This is a genomic window from Deferrivibrio sp. (genome assembly GCF_055117995.1).
Genome location: NZ_JBSQOT010000016.1, coordinates 1 through 17023 on the forward strand (window position 1 = coordinate 1; position 17023 = coordinate 17023).

Genomic DNA, 17023 nt, shown 5'->3' on the forward strand with positions numbered 1-17023 from the left:
CCCTTTCACCTCCACAGTTAACTCTCTGGAGGCTTATTATATTCACAGGTGGGTCAATTTTAATGAAAAAACTGGGTCAATTTTACATGAAAATTTACAGCTATTTTTAAGATACTGCCACTTTTATCGTTTTTTTCATTATATAATCCTTGAGAAGTGTATATGTAATATGTGTAATCGGGGTAAGTTATTCTCAGCTTTCTTGTATAGTTTATGTAGGTATTTTCGCCAAAGCCGACACTGTTTCTTTCCTGAGAACTGTATTTATTTAAAGATATTTCTCCTGCAATCGTATTTTTATTGTTTAATTTAAAATTAAAATCTGTTTTGATGTAATCTTTCACTCCGCCGTAAAAAATATAGTTTGTTTCTTCAGCCAGTGTATTTAACCCAAGAGAGAAAGAGTAATCAAAATAACGATTGCCTGTTTTGTTAAAAGATAAATTTATATAAGGAAATGTTTTTACACTTTTTCTCAAACCCAAATCAACACTTGTATTCAGTCCTTCTTTTTGCTGTAAAAAACCTATAGTAAACAACTCATCAAAATTATTTATAGTGTAAGTATCTTTTTGGTAATCATATGTGTAATAGGAAGTAGTTGTGAAAGTCATATAGGTGGAGGAGTAAAGATACTTTTTTAAGGCAATCTTGCTTGTTGTCCTTGAAACATCTTCAACATGTAATATTTCTGTGTTAAATGAAAACCTGTTTGCATAATTAGTGTATAAATCACGGTTTTGTTTGTATGAAAGATAATCATATTCATTGTAAATGCTGTTATTGTATGCAGTATCGTACGCTTTCCATATTTGCCCTGTGACAACTTCTGCTTCAAGCTTATCTCTATATGGTAAAGTCAGATTATACTCATTTAGTGTTTTTGAAATACTCTCCTTATCGTAATTTAAAATTTCCAAAGAGAGTTTTGCATAGGGTTGAATATTAATTTTATCATCTGTTATTAGTTTATTCTTTAACTTGCCTTCAAGAACAGATATATTGCCGTAAAAATCTGTTGGAATCAGGTCAAATATATCAGTTGAAGATAAATTTTGACTTTCACATGGTTCAAATTTAATGTTATTTTTGATTAAAATATCTATCAAACTCTTAATTTCATTTTGTTTGTAAGATTTTATGACAGTAGTAACATTATCGACCTTTTCTAAATAAATATTCTCACTTTGTTCAATTTTATAATTAGCGCTAAGAATTTTTATACATGTAATATTATCAAAACTGTCACCGAGGGCAGGGGAGCAGACAAACAGAAATAGGTAAGCAGCAAATAAAACTTTATACATCAGTACACCTTTTTAAAGTTATATATATAAAATAGCTTATCATATTGCCTGCTAAAAAAATAATAATCCACCATAAATTGCGCATATTCTTTTTCAGATAGGGAATTTTTGTATTTATTTAGTAACTCATTAAAATCTTCAGGATTTTTATATTCAAACACCAATCTTAAATAATTTTTAAAATATAAGTCCTCCATATTGATATTACCGTTTCTTTTCTTCACAATATTTAGAGCTAACTGCTTGTAGTAATTTGATTCTTCAAATCTCGTCTGAATGTTTAAAATATCTGAATACAGTAACAGAAATTCTAAGTCGTTTATATAATTTTTTAATATTTTCTTGGCAATAACTTCGGCATTGTCAATTTGTTGAATAGCTAAATACCCGCTTATAAGCTCTAATTCTAATCCACTCTTTTTGCGAAAAAGTGGCAGGTATTTAACTAAATCAACAGTAAAATAATTTTTATTATCAATCATTAACCATATGATACCTTTTATGTCATTATTAGTTAGCTTAGCATAGTGTTGCTGAATCAGCTCGTTTATTATTTTTTTTGATTTATCATATTCATTTAACTTTGCTAATAATTGAGCATACAGGATTAAAAAATCTTTTTGATTTTTAAAAATATTTTTACTGTTGTTCAACGTTTTTATTGCACTTTGTAAATCATTGTCCTTTAACAGTAAAGTAATATAAAGAGATAACAGCTCTTGTGATTTATACTCAAATATTCCTTTTTCAAGTAAAAATTTTACTCTATCGTAATCATTATTTCTTAAATAATAATTAAGTAAGTAGTAAAATTCACTAATTGTTAATTTCCCTTTAGCATTTAAATAGTTTAACAGTTTTTCCGCCTTTTCGTATTTTTTAAGCTTTATTGCTGTACTAAGTAACAATTTATAATATAAATCATTGGCTGGCAAAGTATTTGCTATAGTAAGGACTTTATATGCCTCATTGTATTTTCTTTTGTTTATGTATAGGGTAGCAAGTTTTATTTTTTCATTTTCTGTTAAATAAGGCATAGCAAATTTGAAGTAATTAATATCAGGCATATTACCAAAATTTATATGATACTTTAAAAGAGTTATTAAATATTTTTTATCTTTAGTGTTTACATAAGCCATTTCAAGCAATTTTATTGATTTTTCCGGATATCCCGATAAATTGTAAAGCTCAATCAATTTATCTAAATGCTTATAATCCCCCGACGAAATTTCATCTTCATATATTTTAATTTTTAAATTTGTAATCTCTTTGTAAGGAAACGTAAAAAGGATATCTTGAATATCTTTATCTTTTGTCTTGTTGTAAATATAAAGATAGTTTGTAAAAGCTTCTCTTTGTTTGCCAAGCCACATGCAAAGTTGTGCAAGACGCTTTCTCCATTTAATATTTTTAGGCTCTAAATTTACCATCTTTTTTGCAATATTATAAGCATTTTCATTGTCATTGGAGTACATAAAACTTCTATACATTAAATCATACATTTCTAAACTTTTAGTTTCTTGAGAAAATGCAGGATAGGAGACAGATATCAATATTATGAGTAAGATAAAACAAACTTTTTTCATATTCCGTTCATCCCCTTCATGATTTTAAGGGATAATTTTCTGGCAGACTCAATATCTCCCTGAGAAAGATAAAATCTTAAGAAATAAGTTAACATATTTGTATCATTTACTTTTATAAAATAGTCTGAGTACTTTCTTATTAAATCTTCTGCTTTTTCAACTTTTTTATTCCATATCAAAATATTTAAGACTTTTTCAAAAAAACTACTATTTCCGGTTTTTTCAAATAATTCCAACAACAGATTACATGCTGTATCAACATCTTTTTTATAAGTTAATAAAACATTTATCTTTTTATTTATCCAATCTGTATTGTTAGTTAAAGCATATAATGTATCTAAAGTTTTAAGCGCTAAATCATAATCATTATGATTTAAGGATTGCAAGTACAGATCTTTAAATTCAGGTAGATATTTTTTGTCTTTTGTAAGATGCATCAACAATTTTAATGCTTCAAAACGCAAATCTTGAAAGTCCATATTTATGGTTTCTTGGTAAATAAAATCAATTTCGTCTATAGTTTTTGATGCTGATAATAATTTTATTAGGAAGGACTTTGACAAATCTTTATATGAGATGTTTTTATCGGCAAAATAAAGATTTTTATAAATTTGATATGATGATAACAAAAAAGCATAATCATTCAGGAGTGCTTCATCCTTACCCAAGTTTTTTATGAAGTTTGTCGCTTTATCAAACATATTGTTTTTTACGTAATAGTCTAACAAAAGCATTTTAAAATCTTTATTTTTAGGATTCAGTTTGACCAAAGGTTCTAGGTAAAGAATTGTTAATTGAATATTTTTTGAATCTTTAGATATGTAGTATTTTATAGACTTTTCAGGGAATAATATATAAAGGGAAATGGCAAACACTAATATAATACCGACTATTTCATACCAATTAATAACTTTTTTTCCTTCGTTAATCTTCATCTCATTTGCATTCAACTTGAAATTCTACCTCTTTATTTTTAAAATGAACCATATCGTTTTTTATAAAATATTTATCATTAGAATTTATTATGCAATTTGAAATATTGACTAATTTTGCATCTATTGGCAAATACCCCTTAATTTTATATTTGCCATTATCTGAATAAATTACCCTTCCGTTTGCTTGCTCTAAATAGTGAGTTTCCGGAATGGCATCAGTAAAAACTAACTTATAAAACCCGCTACCATTTAAATGGATATATCTCTGTCCATTATAGTCATAATAGCCCAATATCCCTTGACTTAATTTTAGGTCTGGATAGCCGTAATTTGTACTTACTCTGAGAGTCCTGAGATTTTTGTTTGTTTTTATTAGCCACGTATTATTTTCTCTGGCAATAACAGTTTCATAAAAATCCAATACCTTTAAGATATATTCCGAAACTTTAAGAGGGATAACATCTTGTTTCAATGCCCATTTATACACATCTTTAACTGCATTAAGGCTTGCAAGTTTTACCCCTGAATAAAAGTGATAATATATATCTATCGGCTTTAGCCTATATGGCTTATCAGTTAGCTCAAAAGTTTCTATGACCTTTTTATAACGCCAGTAATTTTCGCTAAATCCGTTAGTATATACATTTTCGTTTTGCGCTCCGGTATAGATTTGGTAAAAATTACCCCTTTTTAAGCCAGCCGGTGCTACTAATGATAAAAAAGGACTTGCTTTTGTAATCGTTGTGTCCCCGTTATTAATATTTAAATAATTATTCTCGTAAATTAATTTAAGCCCTTCTTCAGGCGGTAAGCAGTCACCTGTCCAATAAAAAACATTTAATGGCTTGTTAATGGGAGATAATTTTGTAAGATTTTTTATAGAACCAACTATTTCTCGTTCAATATTAAATGTATAGTTGGGAATATCAATAGAGTATTCATCTGGAATATTTGCATGTTGAATTGAAAGAGAGTAAGACTTTAACCATCTAAAAGGGTGAGAAAATGAATGGGAAGCCGGTTCAACATTTGGTAGTGAATAAATAGATTTAGCTACCTTTAAAGCTTTTGTAGAGTATTGAGGGTATGCACCATAAGGCATTATTTCCCCTTCAACAAAAGATACACCAATTGGTATTTCATATTTTTTCAATATTTCATCACGTATAACTTCACTTGCAAATTTATCAGGATAGATTTCAGAAAGTGAAACGGAGCCATCTCCATCTATGTGAGAAATCAAAACTCTTTTACCGTTTTCAGTAGTAAAGTCAGGTGCAGGAAATTCACTCAACCGCAATGATTTTTTGAGCAACTCAAAAGGATTTACTAACCACTTTATATTATTTGCAAATTCTTCAATTAGAAAACCTTCTAAAGCGTAACCTCCCCAATCTGTAATTGCTATTGGCTGATGTATTTGTTTATGTGAATTTTTAAGTTCTATTAATGGAATTCCTGTTTTAATACTAACCATTTGTGAAGATGAAATTATTTCAGGCAGTTCAGCTTCATAGTTAGTTATTGGGTCGGTATATGAATATTGCAAATTTTCAAAAGCAGGGGACAAATTTTCTTGTACATCAATTCCAAATGGTGAAAGGTATTTTCTTTCAAATGGAAAACCAAAATATTGTAAAAAAAGTATTTTACTGTTTGTTTTAATCTGGCCCAATAACCATTTATAAAATTTCTCATAATCTTCAATAAGATATAACTCTGGAAATACAATTATCCCTGCATATTTATCAAAAGTATATTTTTCATTTACAGCTTCCTCAGGAGTTTTAAATTCTGCAGTGTAGCCCAGATATTCTAGTGGCATTTGAATAAGTCGGTGAGCATCACTTAATGCAATATCATTTTTACTTTTGTAGACAATAAGTATTTTTCGTTTATATATTTCTATATTTGATATTCCTATTATTGATAAGTCATTATCGGTAATATACGGAATAAAACCAAGTGAGCTGATATCTTTTGCAATATTCTTAGCTATGTTAAAATTTTCCGGTTTTAAGTAATCGATAACAATTACAGGCTTATTATAAGATTTTACTTTATTTAGTTTATCTATCAGATAATTTCTATCTGCTTGGGAAATAGAAAAATATTTTTGTCCGTCATAGCCAAAAAATAGCGACTCTGCAGCCACACCATCTATGTAGCTGTGGACATCATCTATAATTTCAAAACCCCTATTTAATAAAATTTTTGAATTTGGAAATTTTGTTTTAATTGAAATAATAAAATCTGTTAGGCTGGATTCGTATTCTTTCCATTGGGATTGTTTGGCAATTATTTTATAGGAATCTAATGTGTCGAGAAAAAAGTTATGATAACCTTTCTTGTAAAGAGTCGTTATCTTTGATAATAAGTATTCTCTATAATTTTTATTTCTAATGTCTGCAATTGGAGTATTCCAAGATTTATTGACACCTATTACCCATCTTTTTGTAATATCGTTAATTTCTTCGTTATGTATTTCATTGACACTTATATATGCAAAAAGTTTATCACCATATTTTTTTACTGTAAGATTATCAATATTATCTGACTGCACTACTATCCAGTCATAGAGTTGTAACATTTCTTCAGGAACTTTGCTTTCATAATAAAAGGCTACATTTAATGCAAAACTGTTTGAGGCAAAGAGTATAAAAAGTAATGTAATAATTTTATTGAAGCATAAATGTCTCATATTCCAACCTTATCATAGACTTGTTTAAAAACAGTAAACCTGCTATTGAAGCAATTAACATTGCTATCGCTGAGCCATATCCATAAAAATATGGCCCTAAGTTGATAGATATAATTGGTAAGATAATATTTAAAGTTGCCATTATAAAAGTAACTATTGCTGCTTCTTTTCTTTTGTTCATATAGAACAAAAATGCCAATGTTATCATTACAATTAATTGAAGCTGTATAGCAACCATATCTATGTAAAAAAGTGGAACAATCAGCAAAGGAAGGTTTAATAAATTAATAATTTTTGGAGCTGTAAGATAGAAAATAATATTAAATATCCCCTGTATAATAATAGCTTCCTTTGTAGAAATCCTTATAAGGTCTATCATGCTATTTTTATAATTTAATAGCTTGTATAATGTAGCTCCATTGACTACCCCTTTAAAATATTTGTCGTATAGCTCAGCAAAGTCTGCCTCCAGGCGTATGAAAAAAATTGCAAGGCCAGGTATTATCGTGAGATATGCAAGAAATAGGGGGAGGTCGTAGACGATTGACGCATTAATTTTACCAATTATACCAGTGCCTGTAGATGAATACCAAAACATAAATTCATCTGACCATATTCCTAAATTAAAAAAGAATCCGGCAAGCATTAAAGAGAAATATTTTTTATAATACTTTATAAATTCAAATGATATGAATTTAGAAAAAAAGTAAGACTTAATTACCAGAAAAAGAAGAGTCAGAAAAAGAAAAATATTACTTAGAAAGAATGACCCTATAAGATAATCCAGGCCATATTTACCAAAAACAGATGCAAATATTAACACAAGCAAATAGGATAAAAAATAAGCTATGATGGTATGCTTATATTTCTTTATACTTACCGCAATGATATTTAAAATCCATATATTAGAGAGCAGTAGAAATGTCATTATAAAGAAAATATTGAAATAAAAACTATCTATCCCTTTTAACGCAAATAGTGAATATATGATAATAAATATCCCTGAAATAGCTGTATTTAATATTATAATACCAATGAGATTTGGTATTATCGCTTTTTCTTCTTTAATATAGATTTTATCTGCAATAAATCTTGTGAATACTAACTGATGAACACCCGAAACAATAAGGCTTAAAGCAATCAAATGAGTAACACTTACCTGAAATCTTATAATATCAACAGAATTGTCATATAATAATATGTTTATAAAACCAACTGTTAAAATAGAAAGTATGGACGCCACCCATCCGCCTGCTGACAAAATAGTAGCGTAACTGTAAGCTACAAAAAGTGCAGTTAAGCTCTCTTTTTTCAATATTTTTTTAAGCTCAAAACCTATTCCTGCCAATTTAATGCCTTATAATATATTTTTTTGTAGTTACTTATTAGTTTCTCATAGGTATAATATTTTGAAACACGTCTTATTGCAGCTTGTTGTTGCTTTTTCCAAAGGGTTTCATCAGTAAGTAAATTAATATACGCCTGAGCCAAACAATTTGCATCTGCCACTTTGCATACAAAACCTGCTTGACCTATTTGTATATCTTCTTCATCAATACTTCCAAAAATTAAATCTTTGCATGAGCCCACATCCGTAGTTACAGCAGGTATTCCTGCTGCGAAACCTTCTAATATAGTCAGTGGCATCCCTTCACTGATGGAAGTCAGCGTATTAACGGAAATTTTGTCAAATATATCTAAAATATTTTGAAATCCCATAAATCTAACATTTTCATTTAGCCCTAAAGTCTTAGTAAGATTTTGACACTCTTCATAGTAACTTTCATCTTCATTAGTGGGACCAACTATCCACCCTTCGGCATTTGGTAGCTTATTGACCACTATTCGCATAGCCTTTAAAAAAGTCTTTATATCCTTTATCGGCACAACTCTTCCTATTAGGCATATTCTTTGATAATGCTCCTTTCTTTTTTCAATGAGCGGAGTTAGTTTTTTTATATCAACTCCGTTCGGTATTACATCAGTTTTTTCAGGTGGTGCACCATAAGATATTTGGACTTCAGCAGCCTTTCTGTAAAGTGACAAAATCTTATCTGCAGTAAAATAGCTAAACAAACCCAAACCGGAAAAAAAGTTATTCCAAATATCACGGACAAGATTCCCCTTTGTTTCTGAGTAGGTTATAAAAGGTGTTCGCATTGTAAACCAATCTGAAGTCATTAAATCTATTTTACGTTCCTTAGTGTAGATGCCATGTTCAGTTAATATATATGGGATATTTTTAGATATTTTTATTAGTCCAGCTAAAAACCCGGCATAACCCGTAGACGGTGAATGGACTACCTTTATTTCTGGCAACCTGTTTATCATATCAAAAAGATTCGAAATAGGTATGTGTATATTTCTTATCGTCCAAAAGTAATCTATAAAGGATTCATTCTCATATTTATTGAAATATGTATCTTTTGTATATTCCCATGACTTATCTGAATATAAAAAATCTTTTAGTTTAAATTTACTGATTAAATTTGAAAGAAAGTAAAGTTTATCTTTAGATGAATGCATCATTCTAAAAAGATTATGAATTTCATCTATTTGATTAATAACTTCAAGATTTTGTTTTATACTTTTTGGCTTTGGAAATTTTTTCTCTTCGAAAATAAATACTTCTTCAAAGTAAACTATATTTTTGGGGAACGCATACATTTGCTTTTTGTACTGGTCTTTTTGCCCACCAATAAAAATAAGTCCGAAATTAATTTCAGGATTACCCTCAATGAGTTGGTGTATCCAAGTAGAAACTCCGCCTTGAATGTAAGGATAAGTCCCTTCTCCAATAATAAGAATATCTACTGTTTTATTCATTGTTTACCCATGCACAATAGTTGGAATAAAAGTTTGGGTGAATTTCAGTTTTGCTTAAGGAAGACAAGAGAGATTTTGCTTCTTTGTATTTTTTTAAATTAAAATATATTTCTGCCATATAAGGCATAGCTTTCTCTTTCTCATTTAATTCTATAACTTTTTGTAAGTAATCAAGAGCAAAATCATATTCTTTTCTCTTTAAACAAATTCTTCCCAAGTGTAAGAATGTTTCATAATCGTTTTGGTTACTCAAAAGAGCTTCTTTCAGATATTTTTCTGAAAGTGATAGGTAATAATTATTTAACTCATTATCAACCAAATCTAAATATAAAAGCTCCCAATAAAGAATCCCTATCTCTTTAAGGATTATGCTTTTTTCGCTCTTATTGTCATTATTGTTTTCCAACTTCTCCAGCCTTTTTTTAAGCTCATTATTTATAAAATTCTCTTCTTTAGATAAAATATTGAATGCAAAAAGCCGTATCTCATCATTGTCATCTTCAAGACTCCTTTTAATAACATTGCCCATATTTGGAAATCGCAGGTTAGATACAAGGCTCAAGATACCGTATTTTGAAGATGCCGGTAAATCGGTATTGTAGGTGCTAATAGTTCCTTCCCCAAACTGTCTCTTTGACTTAGAGAGAATTTCGATATTCTTTGAGTCAAGAGAATCCAAATATATATCGATATTATGCCGCTGCCTTTTCATAAGATATATGAAGATAATAAGCGAAAAGATAAAACCGATAAATGTTGTCAAAAAAAACAGTATTGTTGAAGTCACTATAATAGGTATTTTATTTTCAACTTTTTTTATGGAAAATAGTGGTGCAATTGCAAGTGATACCAAAAAACTGGCAATTAAGTGCAAAAATAAGTAAAAATATACGTTTGAGAGTGTATTGGAAAATATATTGATATATAAACCAAAAAACTCCAAAATACTTGCAACGGCAAGGCAAAATATACTAAACATTTTCCTCCAATTCTTTAATAAATTTATCAATATTATAAACATTATTTATATCAAAAACATTGTATAAGTCTTTATTTGATAAAAATTTTAAATTATTTTTAGCACGCTCTACAAAACCAAATGTACCTTCTTTACTTACTAAAGGTAAAACAACAATGAATAAATTCTTATTCAACAACTCCTTCTTATAATAGAAATCTAAAACTCTTAGGTTTAGTGTAAGAAAGTTTTCCATTACTTCCGAATGACTTTTGCTAATTTCAAATATTACCATGCTGCTGCTTATTTTTATTGTTTTATACAAATCACTTAGTTTTAAAACTTCAAATTTGAAGTCTATAGGGAAACTACTAAATAACTCATCTTCTTTTGCTCTCTCCATAAGTGCTAATTTGTTTAAGTTATAAAAGAAATTCATAAGTATCAATTGAGCAGAAACCAAATTTTCTACATTATAATGTAAAAATGGCATCTCTTTTATCACTAAAAAAGCAACTATATCATCACTATTGTCAAGTACAGGTATTGCAGCAAGCAGGTTAGTTTCTTCCTTAACTACCATGTCTTTTAACAAAACAGGCTCTTTCTTTTCAATCATTTTGACAATTATTGGATTTTTAAGACTAATTTCTCCTTTATCCATATTGTGCGGGAATATTTCTTTTATAATTTCTTTTTCGTGGTCGAATAATACCAAAGACAATTTCTCCATCCTAAAGTGGGTAGATAAAAATTTAAGTAACTTGTCATATTCAACTATGTTTTGTGACAACAATTCTTTTAATATTGATCTGATTGTATAAGGTTTTGATAAATAACTTTTTTCTATCTGGTCATGAGATAGTTTAGTTGTAAGTGCAGATATTCCAAGCTCCCTGATTTTAGAATGTAAGTAATCATTTTTAATATTTAGCATACTAATTTTTCTAGTCCAATAGTAGTGAAATTCCCCAGCTATTAAAGTCAGCAGCAAACCGTCCAGAAAAAAATTCAGTGAATTTTCACTACTATAGTAAAAATGCAAAAACCCTGCTATTATAAGCAAAGAAATAAGGCCTGCACCCAGTCCGTGAAAAAGAGCAAGTATCAGTATGATAATAAAAAAATAATTTATATATGAGGTATCTACAAACAAAGGATTTTGTTTGTTCATTATATAGCCAATAAAAATAGCAATTAAAGTAAATAAAACAACCTCAGAAAAAACAGTGATACTTTTAAGTTTATCAATAGCAAGATGATTCTTAAGCAGCTTAACCATCATTTAATATCGTCAAAAATATCATTTATAAGTTGTTGAGCGGTTATTGCAATTGATCTGTGCCCCCATTGAGATTTACCACCAACAGCTGACCACAATAAATTCCCATTTTTATCTTCCAAAATTATGAGTAAACTTACAGCAGGCTCACCATCAATCCCTGTTTTATACCTCCATTCGACAACTCTCCCTTTGAGTATGTATTCAAATGAATTATCTGTAACATTTGTTTCTTTAAATTCACCGTCTAACTCTTTGTAACCTTTCATAGTTTTGAAACCATAACTTCTCAAAACGCCCTCAGTAACTGATGCTGCTTTAAAACCTGCATATGGAGTCTGTGAAAGATTTTCAAAGGGCAATATAAGTAGTGTGCCACTTTTTGGAAAATTATTTTTAGTAGTATTTTTTACTGTTGTAGAGCAAGATAAAAGTAATACGGCAGCTAATAATATAAAAACCTTTTTATACACAAAACACCTCCTGAAATAATAATTATTTATAATATCTAAAATAATTAAAATCAAGCAAATTATTGATTGTTATTTAAAATCATTTTAACTTTACTTTAACTACCAGTGGCTCTGATTTATATAATTGTAACTAATTTTTCTTGACTTGCAAATAATCTTGAAATAATCACAAGTATATTATACAATGAATAAGTGGTTGTTTTAAATAAATATAGCGAGGGGATAAACGGTATGAGTAAAAAGCTTAATATTCAAGACCTGTTTTTAAATCATGTAAGGAGAAAAAGGATACCTGTTACTGTCTATTTGATGAATGGAGTGAAGTTGGAGGGGCTTGTAAAGGGCTTTGATAATTTTGTTATAGTATTGAAGGATGAAAATCAGAAAATGATTTATAAGCATGCAATTTCTACTATAGAGCCTTCTGAAGAGATACCAGAAATAGAAGTAGAATAGTTTTATGGTTTTTGGCGGAGGGGTCAGAAAGCCCCTTGAGGTGGTCTTATTTTGTGCTGTCCTTTATAACGCCAAAGAGATTAAAACCCCTGATGAGATAATAGAAAAAAATTTTGGGAAGATATCAGCTAAATCCGATATTTTCCCATTTTCACATACTTCTTATTATGTGCCGGAAATGGGGGAGCATCTGTATAAATATTTTGTGGGGTTTGATTGTTTTTTTATTCCGGACAAAATAGTTGAATTTAAACTAAAAGCGGTTGAGATAGAAGACAGCATGCTGAAAGATGGGAAAAGGGTTATCAATATTGACCCTGGGTATGTTGCTCTTGAAAAGGTGGTTGCAGCAAGTACAAAAAATTTTACTCATAGAATTTATATTGCAAACTCCATTTATGGTGATGTACAATTAATGAGAAAAAGCAATTCTTATGAAAAGTTGCCGTGGACGTTTTATGACTATACTCTTGAGCCTGTTTTGAAATTTTTTGAGGAGATGAGAAGGATTTTAAAGGTGAAACTCGATGGATAGGGAAAACTTTCTTGTTGAGCTTGGTGAAATAGTAATTGAAATTCTGAGGCAGATAAGGCAGTCAGGAAAAACCCTTTCAAAAGAAATTTTTAAAGAATTTTTGAATAAAAACAAGAGGTTTGATGACCTGCTTAAAAATCTCGAGTGCAGTAGTTGTATCGATGAGTTTGTGGGAAACATGAACCAGATTCTTACAAGACTCAATGGGATAATTCCAAACAATCTGATTCTTTATTATGACGAGATTTTAAAGACAGGGTCAGTTTTGCAGAAAAAGCAGATAATCTTTGAATTGGTTACTACCGTTGTTGAGAGACTTGAGAAAAGTTTAGGCTCGTTTGACAGAATCAAATCAGTTATAAGTGATATAATGACAGGTATTAACAAAACGGTAAGTTTGCTTTCGGACTCTGAGGATGAAAACTATAAAATGCTGGAAAGTGACATTGAATCAGATAAAAAACTGATAGATGAAATAAATAGCACGACTCAACTTATTCTGGATGAGGATTCTCTGGAAGGGGTTTTAACCAAATTGGCTGATAAACTTAAACTTATAAGTGACTCTATCAAAAACAAGGCTGAGAAAAAGGAGAAATTTTTAATCGATATAAAGAATAAAAAGAGCGAAATTCAAAATATGAGTTCTTCCTTTGCAATAAATAAAGATTCACTTGAGAAAATTAAAAGTGAGCTTGAAAATTATAAGGCACAGGTAATCAGAGATTTTTTGACAGGCTTGTACAACAGGCAATATTTTGATGAAATTATTGAACGTTCGATAGAGGAATTTGACAGGTATGGTAAAAAATTCAGCCTACTTTTTATCGATATAGATGATTTTAAGGCAGTGAATGATAATTATGGGCATGTGGTAGGTGATTTTGTTCTTAAGTATGTGTCAAATATAATAAAAAGAAGCATACGGAAGGTGGATCTGGCTTTCAGGTATGGCGGAGAAGAATTTGTGGTGGTCATGCCCAATACAAATCTGGAAAGCGCTGCTAAAGTGGCTGACAGGATATTAAACGATTTGAGGAAAACTGTTTTTAAATATAAAAATATCGATATAAAACTTACGGCAAGTATAGGACTTCAAGAGATGAAAAAAGGTTATAATGCTTCACAAATTGTTGAAGAAGCAGACAAAAGGATGCTAAAGGCTAAATCTTCCGGAAAGAACAGGGTGGTAAGTGAGCTCTAATCTGGAAATTTTTCTATCAGATTTGAGGAATGCTGAGAGTATTGATTTAGAAAAGTCAATTGTTTTAAAAAGAACCCTGATACTCGATATTGATTTTGAAAAATATTTCGATGTTTATTTTAAATTTGGCATTCTTGATGCAATTACATCTGACCTCCTTTTAAAAAAAGCAACAGATTTGCAGGTAAAAAATATATTATCTTTAAATCTTCCGATTAAGGAATCTGTTTACCCTTTGATAGTTTTTTGTGTGCTTAAAAATTACAGGAGTTTGGTAAAGGAACTTTATGCTTTTCTTATAAAAATTTCAGATCGCGGTCTGAAACTAATTCTAAATGATGTCCTATTTGATAGTAAATATTTTATTTATTTATGCAGGCTGATGAAAAATGATGTGAGGTTTGTAAGTTTTGTAATTGAATTAAAGAAATATAATGAGGAAACATTGTCTGTATTTGCAGAGAGTAAAGAGCCAGAAGTCCTTTTTAGGATTGGGAATATAAGACATATTGTTTCAGATAGCGATGAGCTGATAAAGAAAATTATGTTTAACCCGTTTTCTCCTGATGAAACGATTACCTTGATGAAACAGATTATTATTGACAAAAAAGCTGCTGAGGTATTCGGGCAAGTCTGTGAAGATTCAAAAGAGGAAAAATCTGAAACAGAGATTAATAATGAAAATACAAAAGAGGCGGAAAGTAGCCTGACTATTCTAAATGACCAGATTGAGAAAGAGATTAGTGAAAATTTGTACAACAAGATAAACAAGATGAATATGGCTGAAAAAATAAAGCTTGCCTTGAAAGGTAATAAAACAGCAAGAATGCTCCTTGTGCGGGACCCAAACAAACAGGTTTCACTTAATGTGTTAAAAAATCCAAAAATAACAGAGCAGGAGATAGAATTTATACTTAAAAATAAAGCGACAGGCGAGCATCTCATTCGGGAAATAGCAAGGACAAATGCCTTTATAAAAGATTACAATATTATGCGAGAACTTGTATTTCATCCCAAAACACCTATAAATATCAGTATGAATTTCATTAACAGACTTTTTGTTCAGGATCTTGAAAGATTGTCAAAATCAAGAGATGTCCCTTCGAGTCTCAAAAATCAGGCTCAGAGGTTGTATCAGGTGAAGGCAAACAGAAAATGAAAGGGAATATAATTTATATTGCAATTATTATACTTTTGGTTTTTTATTTTGTTTTTGGAAGCAACGGTCTTTTGAAATATAATGAACTTCTTGATATTAAAGTATCTTACGAGCAGCAAATCAATGAACTTGAAATTAAAATCAGTGAGCTTGAAAAAAGGATTGAACTTTTGAAAAAAGATAAAGAGTATCTGGAAACAGAAATAAAAAAAGAATTAAATATGGCAAAACCAAATGAGGATCTGTATATAATAATCGATGAACAAACTGACAGTAACAGAGATAACTCAACAGATTAAATTTCTGCTTGAAAGTAATTTCAGCAGTCACATTTGTGTGGTGGGTGAGATTTCAAACCTTTCTTTTTCACCAACCGGGCACATTTACTTTACATTGAAAGATGATAGTGCCCAGATAAAGGTGGTATTTTTCAAAAGATACAATCTGGCAAATAATTACAAGTTGAAGCAGGGTGACAAGGTTGAAGTAATCGGTAACTTGAGCGTATATGAGAATGATGGTGTATATCAAATCATTGCAAGAAAAGTTGTTTATGATTCAGCAGGTGATTTTTATAAGAAATTTGAAGAGACTAAAAGAGTTTTGGAAAAAGAGGGACTTTTTGATAAAGATAAAAAGAAACCTATCCCTAAAATTATAAAAAATGTTGCTGTTTTGACTTCGCCTGGGGGCGCAGCAATAAGGGATTTTTTGCAAACATTGAGAAATAATTATGTGGGGCTTAGTGTTGATATCTGGCCGGTTCAAGTGCAGGGCAGTCAGGCAATAAAGGATATAATTTTAAGTTTAAGGGCGCTGAACAGATATTGTGACAATTATGATGTTGCCATACTTATGCGCGGAGGCGGCTCGCTTGAGGATTTGATTATATTTAATGAGGAAGCTCTGGCAAGGGAATTTTTCTCGTTAAAGATACCCACAATTTCTGCAATCGGACATGAAAGAGACTTTTCTATTTGTGATTTTGTAGCTGACTTAAGAGTTTCGACTCCAACAGCTGCTGCTGAAACGTTAAGCAGACCGTATATTGATTTAAGAAGAGAGGTAAGTGAAAATATTAAAAATTTGAAAAGAAGTATTGAAAACAAAATAGACAAGCACTATCAGTTGTTTGATAAGTTTTTGAGTTTAATTTCCTTTAAAAATCCTTCAAATATTATAAAGTTTAAAAAGAATATGCTTCATAAATATATAAGCAATATTATTTCAAGTATTAATATAAAAGTTATGGATAATAGTATGCTAAATAACGATTTGATGTACAGAATATTGACAAAAAATCCGGAAGTTAAAATAGGGGAATATAAAAACTACCTGAATCTGCTCCAGGTAAATATTAATGGAAATATATTGAGGAAATTGGAGGCAAATAAATACAGGCATAGTTTTCTTATGGAAAAAATGAAACTGCTTAATCCCGAAAATATCCTTGAAAGAGGTTATGCAATAGTTTACAAAGGGAAGCTACCGGTTGGAAGTGCCAGCGATATTAATCTTGAAGATTCTCTTGAAATTCATTTTAAAGACGGTTATACTAACGCCTTTGTAACGGGTAAAAAAATGAAAAAGATTTAAGGTTT

16 protein-coding genes are annotated in these 17023 nt (G+C 29.9%); 7 read left to right on the top strand and 9 right to left on the bottom strand.

The genetic code is table 11. The features are described 5' to 3' along the window. Positions 1–59: 59 nt before the first annotated feature. Genes ACTCAF_RS05895 through ACTCAF_RS05925 form a run of 7 tightly spaced genes read right to left on the bottom strand, consistent with a single transcriptional unit; the run spans position 60 to position 10067 of the window. Positions 60–1307: a hypothetical protein gene (locus ACTCAF_RS05895; protein ID WP_463062367.1), complete on the bottom strand. Its 1248-nt coding sequence runs from the start codon at positions 1305–1307 to the stop codon at positions 60–62. After that, positions 1307–2893 carry a tetratricopeptide repeat protein gene (locus ACTCAF_RS05900; RefSeq protein WP_463062368.1) on the bottom strand — a complete coding sequence of 529 codons (1587 nt, stop codon included), beginning with the start codon at positions 2891–2893 and terminating at the stop codon, positions 1307–1309. The genes ACTCAF_RS05895 and ACTCAF_RS05900 overlap by 1 nt, the downstream gene beginning before the upstream one ends. Continuing rightward, positions 2890–3828, bottom strand: coding sequence for a tetratricopeptide repeat protein (locus tag ACTCAF_RS05905; protein ID WP_463062369.1), 939 nt, complete (start codon positions 3826–3828; stop codon positions 2890–2892). Before ACTCAF_RS05905 ends, ACTCAF_RS05900 begins: the two co-directional genes overlap by 4 nt. 1 nt (position 3829) lies before the next feature. Then, entirely contained in the window at positions 3830–6529 is a 2700-nt protein-coding gene (locus ACTCAF_RS05910; RefSeq protein ID WP_463062370.1) for an endo alpha-1,4 polygalactosaminidase, read from the bottom strand. After that, entirely contained in the window at positions 6507–7877 is a 1371-nt protein-coding gene (gene pelG, locus ACTCAF_RS05915) for an exopolysaccharide Pel transporter PelG (protein ID WP_463062371.1), read from the bottom strand. The genes ACTCAF_RS05910 and pelG overlap by 23 nt, the downstream gene beginning before the upstream one ends. Then, complete coding sequence (gene pelF, locus ACTCAF_RS05920) at positions 7865–9355, bottom strand: GT4 family glycosyltransferase PelF (RefSeq protein WP_463062372.1); 1491 nt, start codon at positions 9353–9355, stop codon at positions 7865–7867. Before pelF ends, pelG begins: the two co-directional genes overlap by 13 nt. Then, positions 9348–10067: a tetratricopeptide repeat protein gene (locus tag ACTCAF_RS05925; protein ID WP_463062373.1), complete on the bottom strand. Its 720-nt coding sequence runs from the start codon at positions 10065–10067 to the stop codon at positions 9348–9350. Before ACTCAF_RS05925 ends, pelF begins: the two co-directional genes overlap by 8 nt. Before the next feature lie 7 nt (positions 10068–10074). On the opposite strand from ACTCAF_RS05925, the gene ACTCAF_RS05930 reads away from it, so the two are divergent. Continuing rightward, positions 10075–10239: a hypothetical protein gene (locus ACTCAF_RS05930; RefSeq protein WP_463062374.1), complete on the top strand. Its 165-nt coding sequence runs from the start codon at positions 10075–10077 to the stop codon at positions 10237–10239. A gap of 87 nt (positions 10240–10326) precedes the next feature. Here ACTCAF_RS05930 and ACTCAF_RS05935 read toward each other — a convergent pair whose 3' ends face one another. Continuing rightward, positions 10327–11598: a hypothetical protein gene (locus ACTCAF_RS05935; protein WP_463062375.1), complete on the bottom strand. Its 1272-nt coding sequence runs from the start codon at positions 11596–11598 to the stop codon at positions 10327–10329. Beyond that, positions 11595–12068: a hypothetical protein gene (locus tag ACTCAF_RS05940; protein ID WP_463062376.1), complete on the bottom strand. Its 474-nt coding sequence runs from the start codon at positions 12066–12068 to the stop codon at positions 11595–11597. Before ACTCAF_RS05940 ends, ACTCAF_RS05935 begins: the two co-directional genes overlap by 4 nt. Before the next feature lie 231 nt (positions 12069–12299). Between ACTCAF_RS05940 and hfq the strand changes: the two genes are divergently transcribed. From hfq to xseA, 6 genes are read left to right on the top strand one after another with little or no spacing between them, the layout of a single operon-like run. Beyond that, the gene (hfq, locus tag ACTCAF_RS05945; protein ID WP_242819792.1) at positions 12300–12524 is read left to right on the top strand and encodes an RNA chaperone Hfq; all 225 of its coding nucleotides are present in this window, start codon (positions 12300–12302) and stop codon (positions 12522–12524) included. A gap of 4 nt (positions 12525–12528) precedes the next feature. Further along, the gene (locus ACTCAF_RS05950; protein ID WP_463062377.1) at positions 12529–13059 is read left to right on the top strand and encodes a DUF4416 family protein; all 531 of its coding nucleotides are present in this window, start codon (positions 12529–12531) and stop codon (positions 13057–13059) included. Further along, on the top strand, positions 13052–14263 hold the full coding sequence (locus ACTCAF_RS05955; RefSeq protein ID WP_463062378.1) for a GGDEF domain-containing protein: 1212 nt from the start codon (positions 13052–13054) through the stop codon (positions 14261–14263). Before ACTCAF_RS05950 ends, ACTCAF_RS05955 begins: the two co-directional genes overlap by 8 nt. Next, on the top strand, positions 14253–15422 hold the full coding sequence (locus tag ACTCAF_RS05960; RefSeq protein WP_463062379.1) for a hypothetical protein: 1170 nt from the start codon (positions 14253–14255) through the stop codon (positions 15420–15422). Before ACTCAF_RS05955 ends, ACTCAF_RS05960 begins: the two co-directional genes overlap by 11 nt. Further along, a complete protein-coding gene (locus tag ACTCAF_RS05965; protein WP_463062380.1) occupies positions 15419–15721 on the top strand; it encodes an FtsB family cell division protein in 303 nt (100 codons plus the stop codon). The genes ACTCAF_RS05960 and ACTCAF_RS05965 overlap by 4 nt, the downstream gene beginning before the upstream one ends. Next, on the top strand, positions 15681–17018 hold the full coding sequence (gene xseA / locus ACTCAF_RS05970) for an exodeoxyribonuclease VII large subunit (protein WP_463062381.1): 1338 nt from the start codon (positions 15681–15683) through the stop codon (positions 17016–17018). Before ACTCAF_RS05965 ends, xseA begins: the two co-directional genes overlap by 41 nt. The last annotated feature ends 5 nt before the right edge of the window (positions 17019–17023 follow it).

What these genes read in the sequence shown, in the direction of transcription:
- ACTCAF_RS05895 (WP_463062367.1), bottom strand. Translation starts at nt 1,307, where the DNA reads ATGTATAAAGTTTTATTTGCTGCTTACCTATTTCTGTTTGTCTGCTCC.
- ACTCAF_RS05900 (WP_463062368.1), bottom strand. Translation starts at nt 2,893, where the DNA reads ATGAAAAAAGTTTGTTTTATCTTACTCATAATATTGATATCTGTCTCC.
- ACTCAF_RS05905 (WP_463062369.1), bottom strand. Translation starts at nt 3,828, where the DNA reads ATGAAGATTAACGAAGGAAAAAAAGTTATTAATTGGTATGAAATAGTC.
- ACTCAF_RS05910 (WP_463062370.1), bottom strand. Translation starts at nt 6,529, where the DNA reads ATGAGACATTTATGCTTCAATAAAATTATTACATTACTTTTTATACTC.
- pelF (WP_463062372.1), bottom strand. Translation starts at nt 9,355, where the DNA reads ATGAATAAAACAGTAGATATTCTTATTATTGGAGAAGGGACTTATCCT.
- ACTCAF_RS05925 (WP_463062373.1), bottom strand. Translation starts at nt 10,067, where the DNA reads ATGAAAAGGCAGCGGCATAATATCGATATATATTTGGATTCTCTTGAC.
- ACTCAF_RS05930 (WP_463062374.1), top strand. Translation starts at nt 10,075, where the DNA reads ATGAAGATAATAAGCGAAAAGATAAAACCGATAAATGTTGTCAAAAAA.
- ACTCAF_RS05935 (WP_463062375.1), bottom strand. Translation starts at nt 11,598, where the DNA reads ATGATGGTTAAGCTGCTTAAGAATCATCTTGCTATTGATAAACTTAAA.
- hfq (WP_242819792.1), top strand. Translation starts at nt 12,300, where the DNA reads ATGAGTAAAAAGCTTAATATTCAAGACCTGTTTTTAAATCATGTAAGG.
- ACTCAF_RS05950 (WP_463062377.1), top strand. Translation starts at nt 12,529, where the DNA reads ATGGTTTTTGGCGGAGGGGTCAGAAAGCCCCTTGAGGTGGTCTTATTT.
- ACTCAF_RS05955 (WP_463062378.1), top strand. Translation starts at nt 13,052, where the DNA reads ATGGATAGGGAAAACTTTCTTGTTGAGCTTGGTGAAATAGTAATTGAA.
- ACTCAF_RS05965 (WP_463062380.1), top strand. Translation starts at nt 15,419, where the DNA reads ATGAAAGGGAATATAATTTATATTGCAATTATTATACTTTTGGTTTTT.
- xseA (WP_463062381.1), top strand. Translation starts at nt 15,681, where the DNA reads ATGAACAAACTGACAGTAACAGAGATAACTCAACAGATTAAATTTCTG.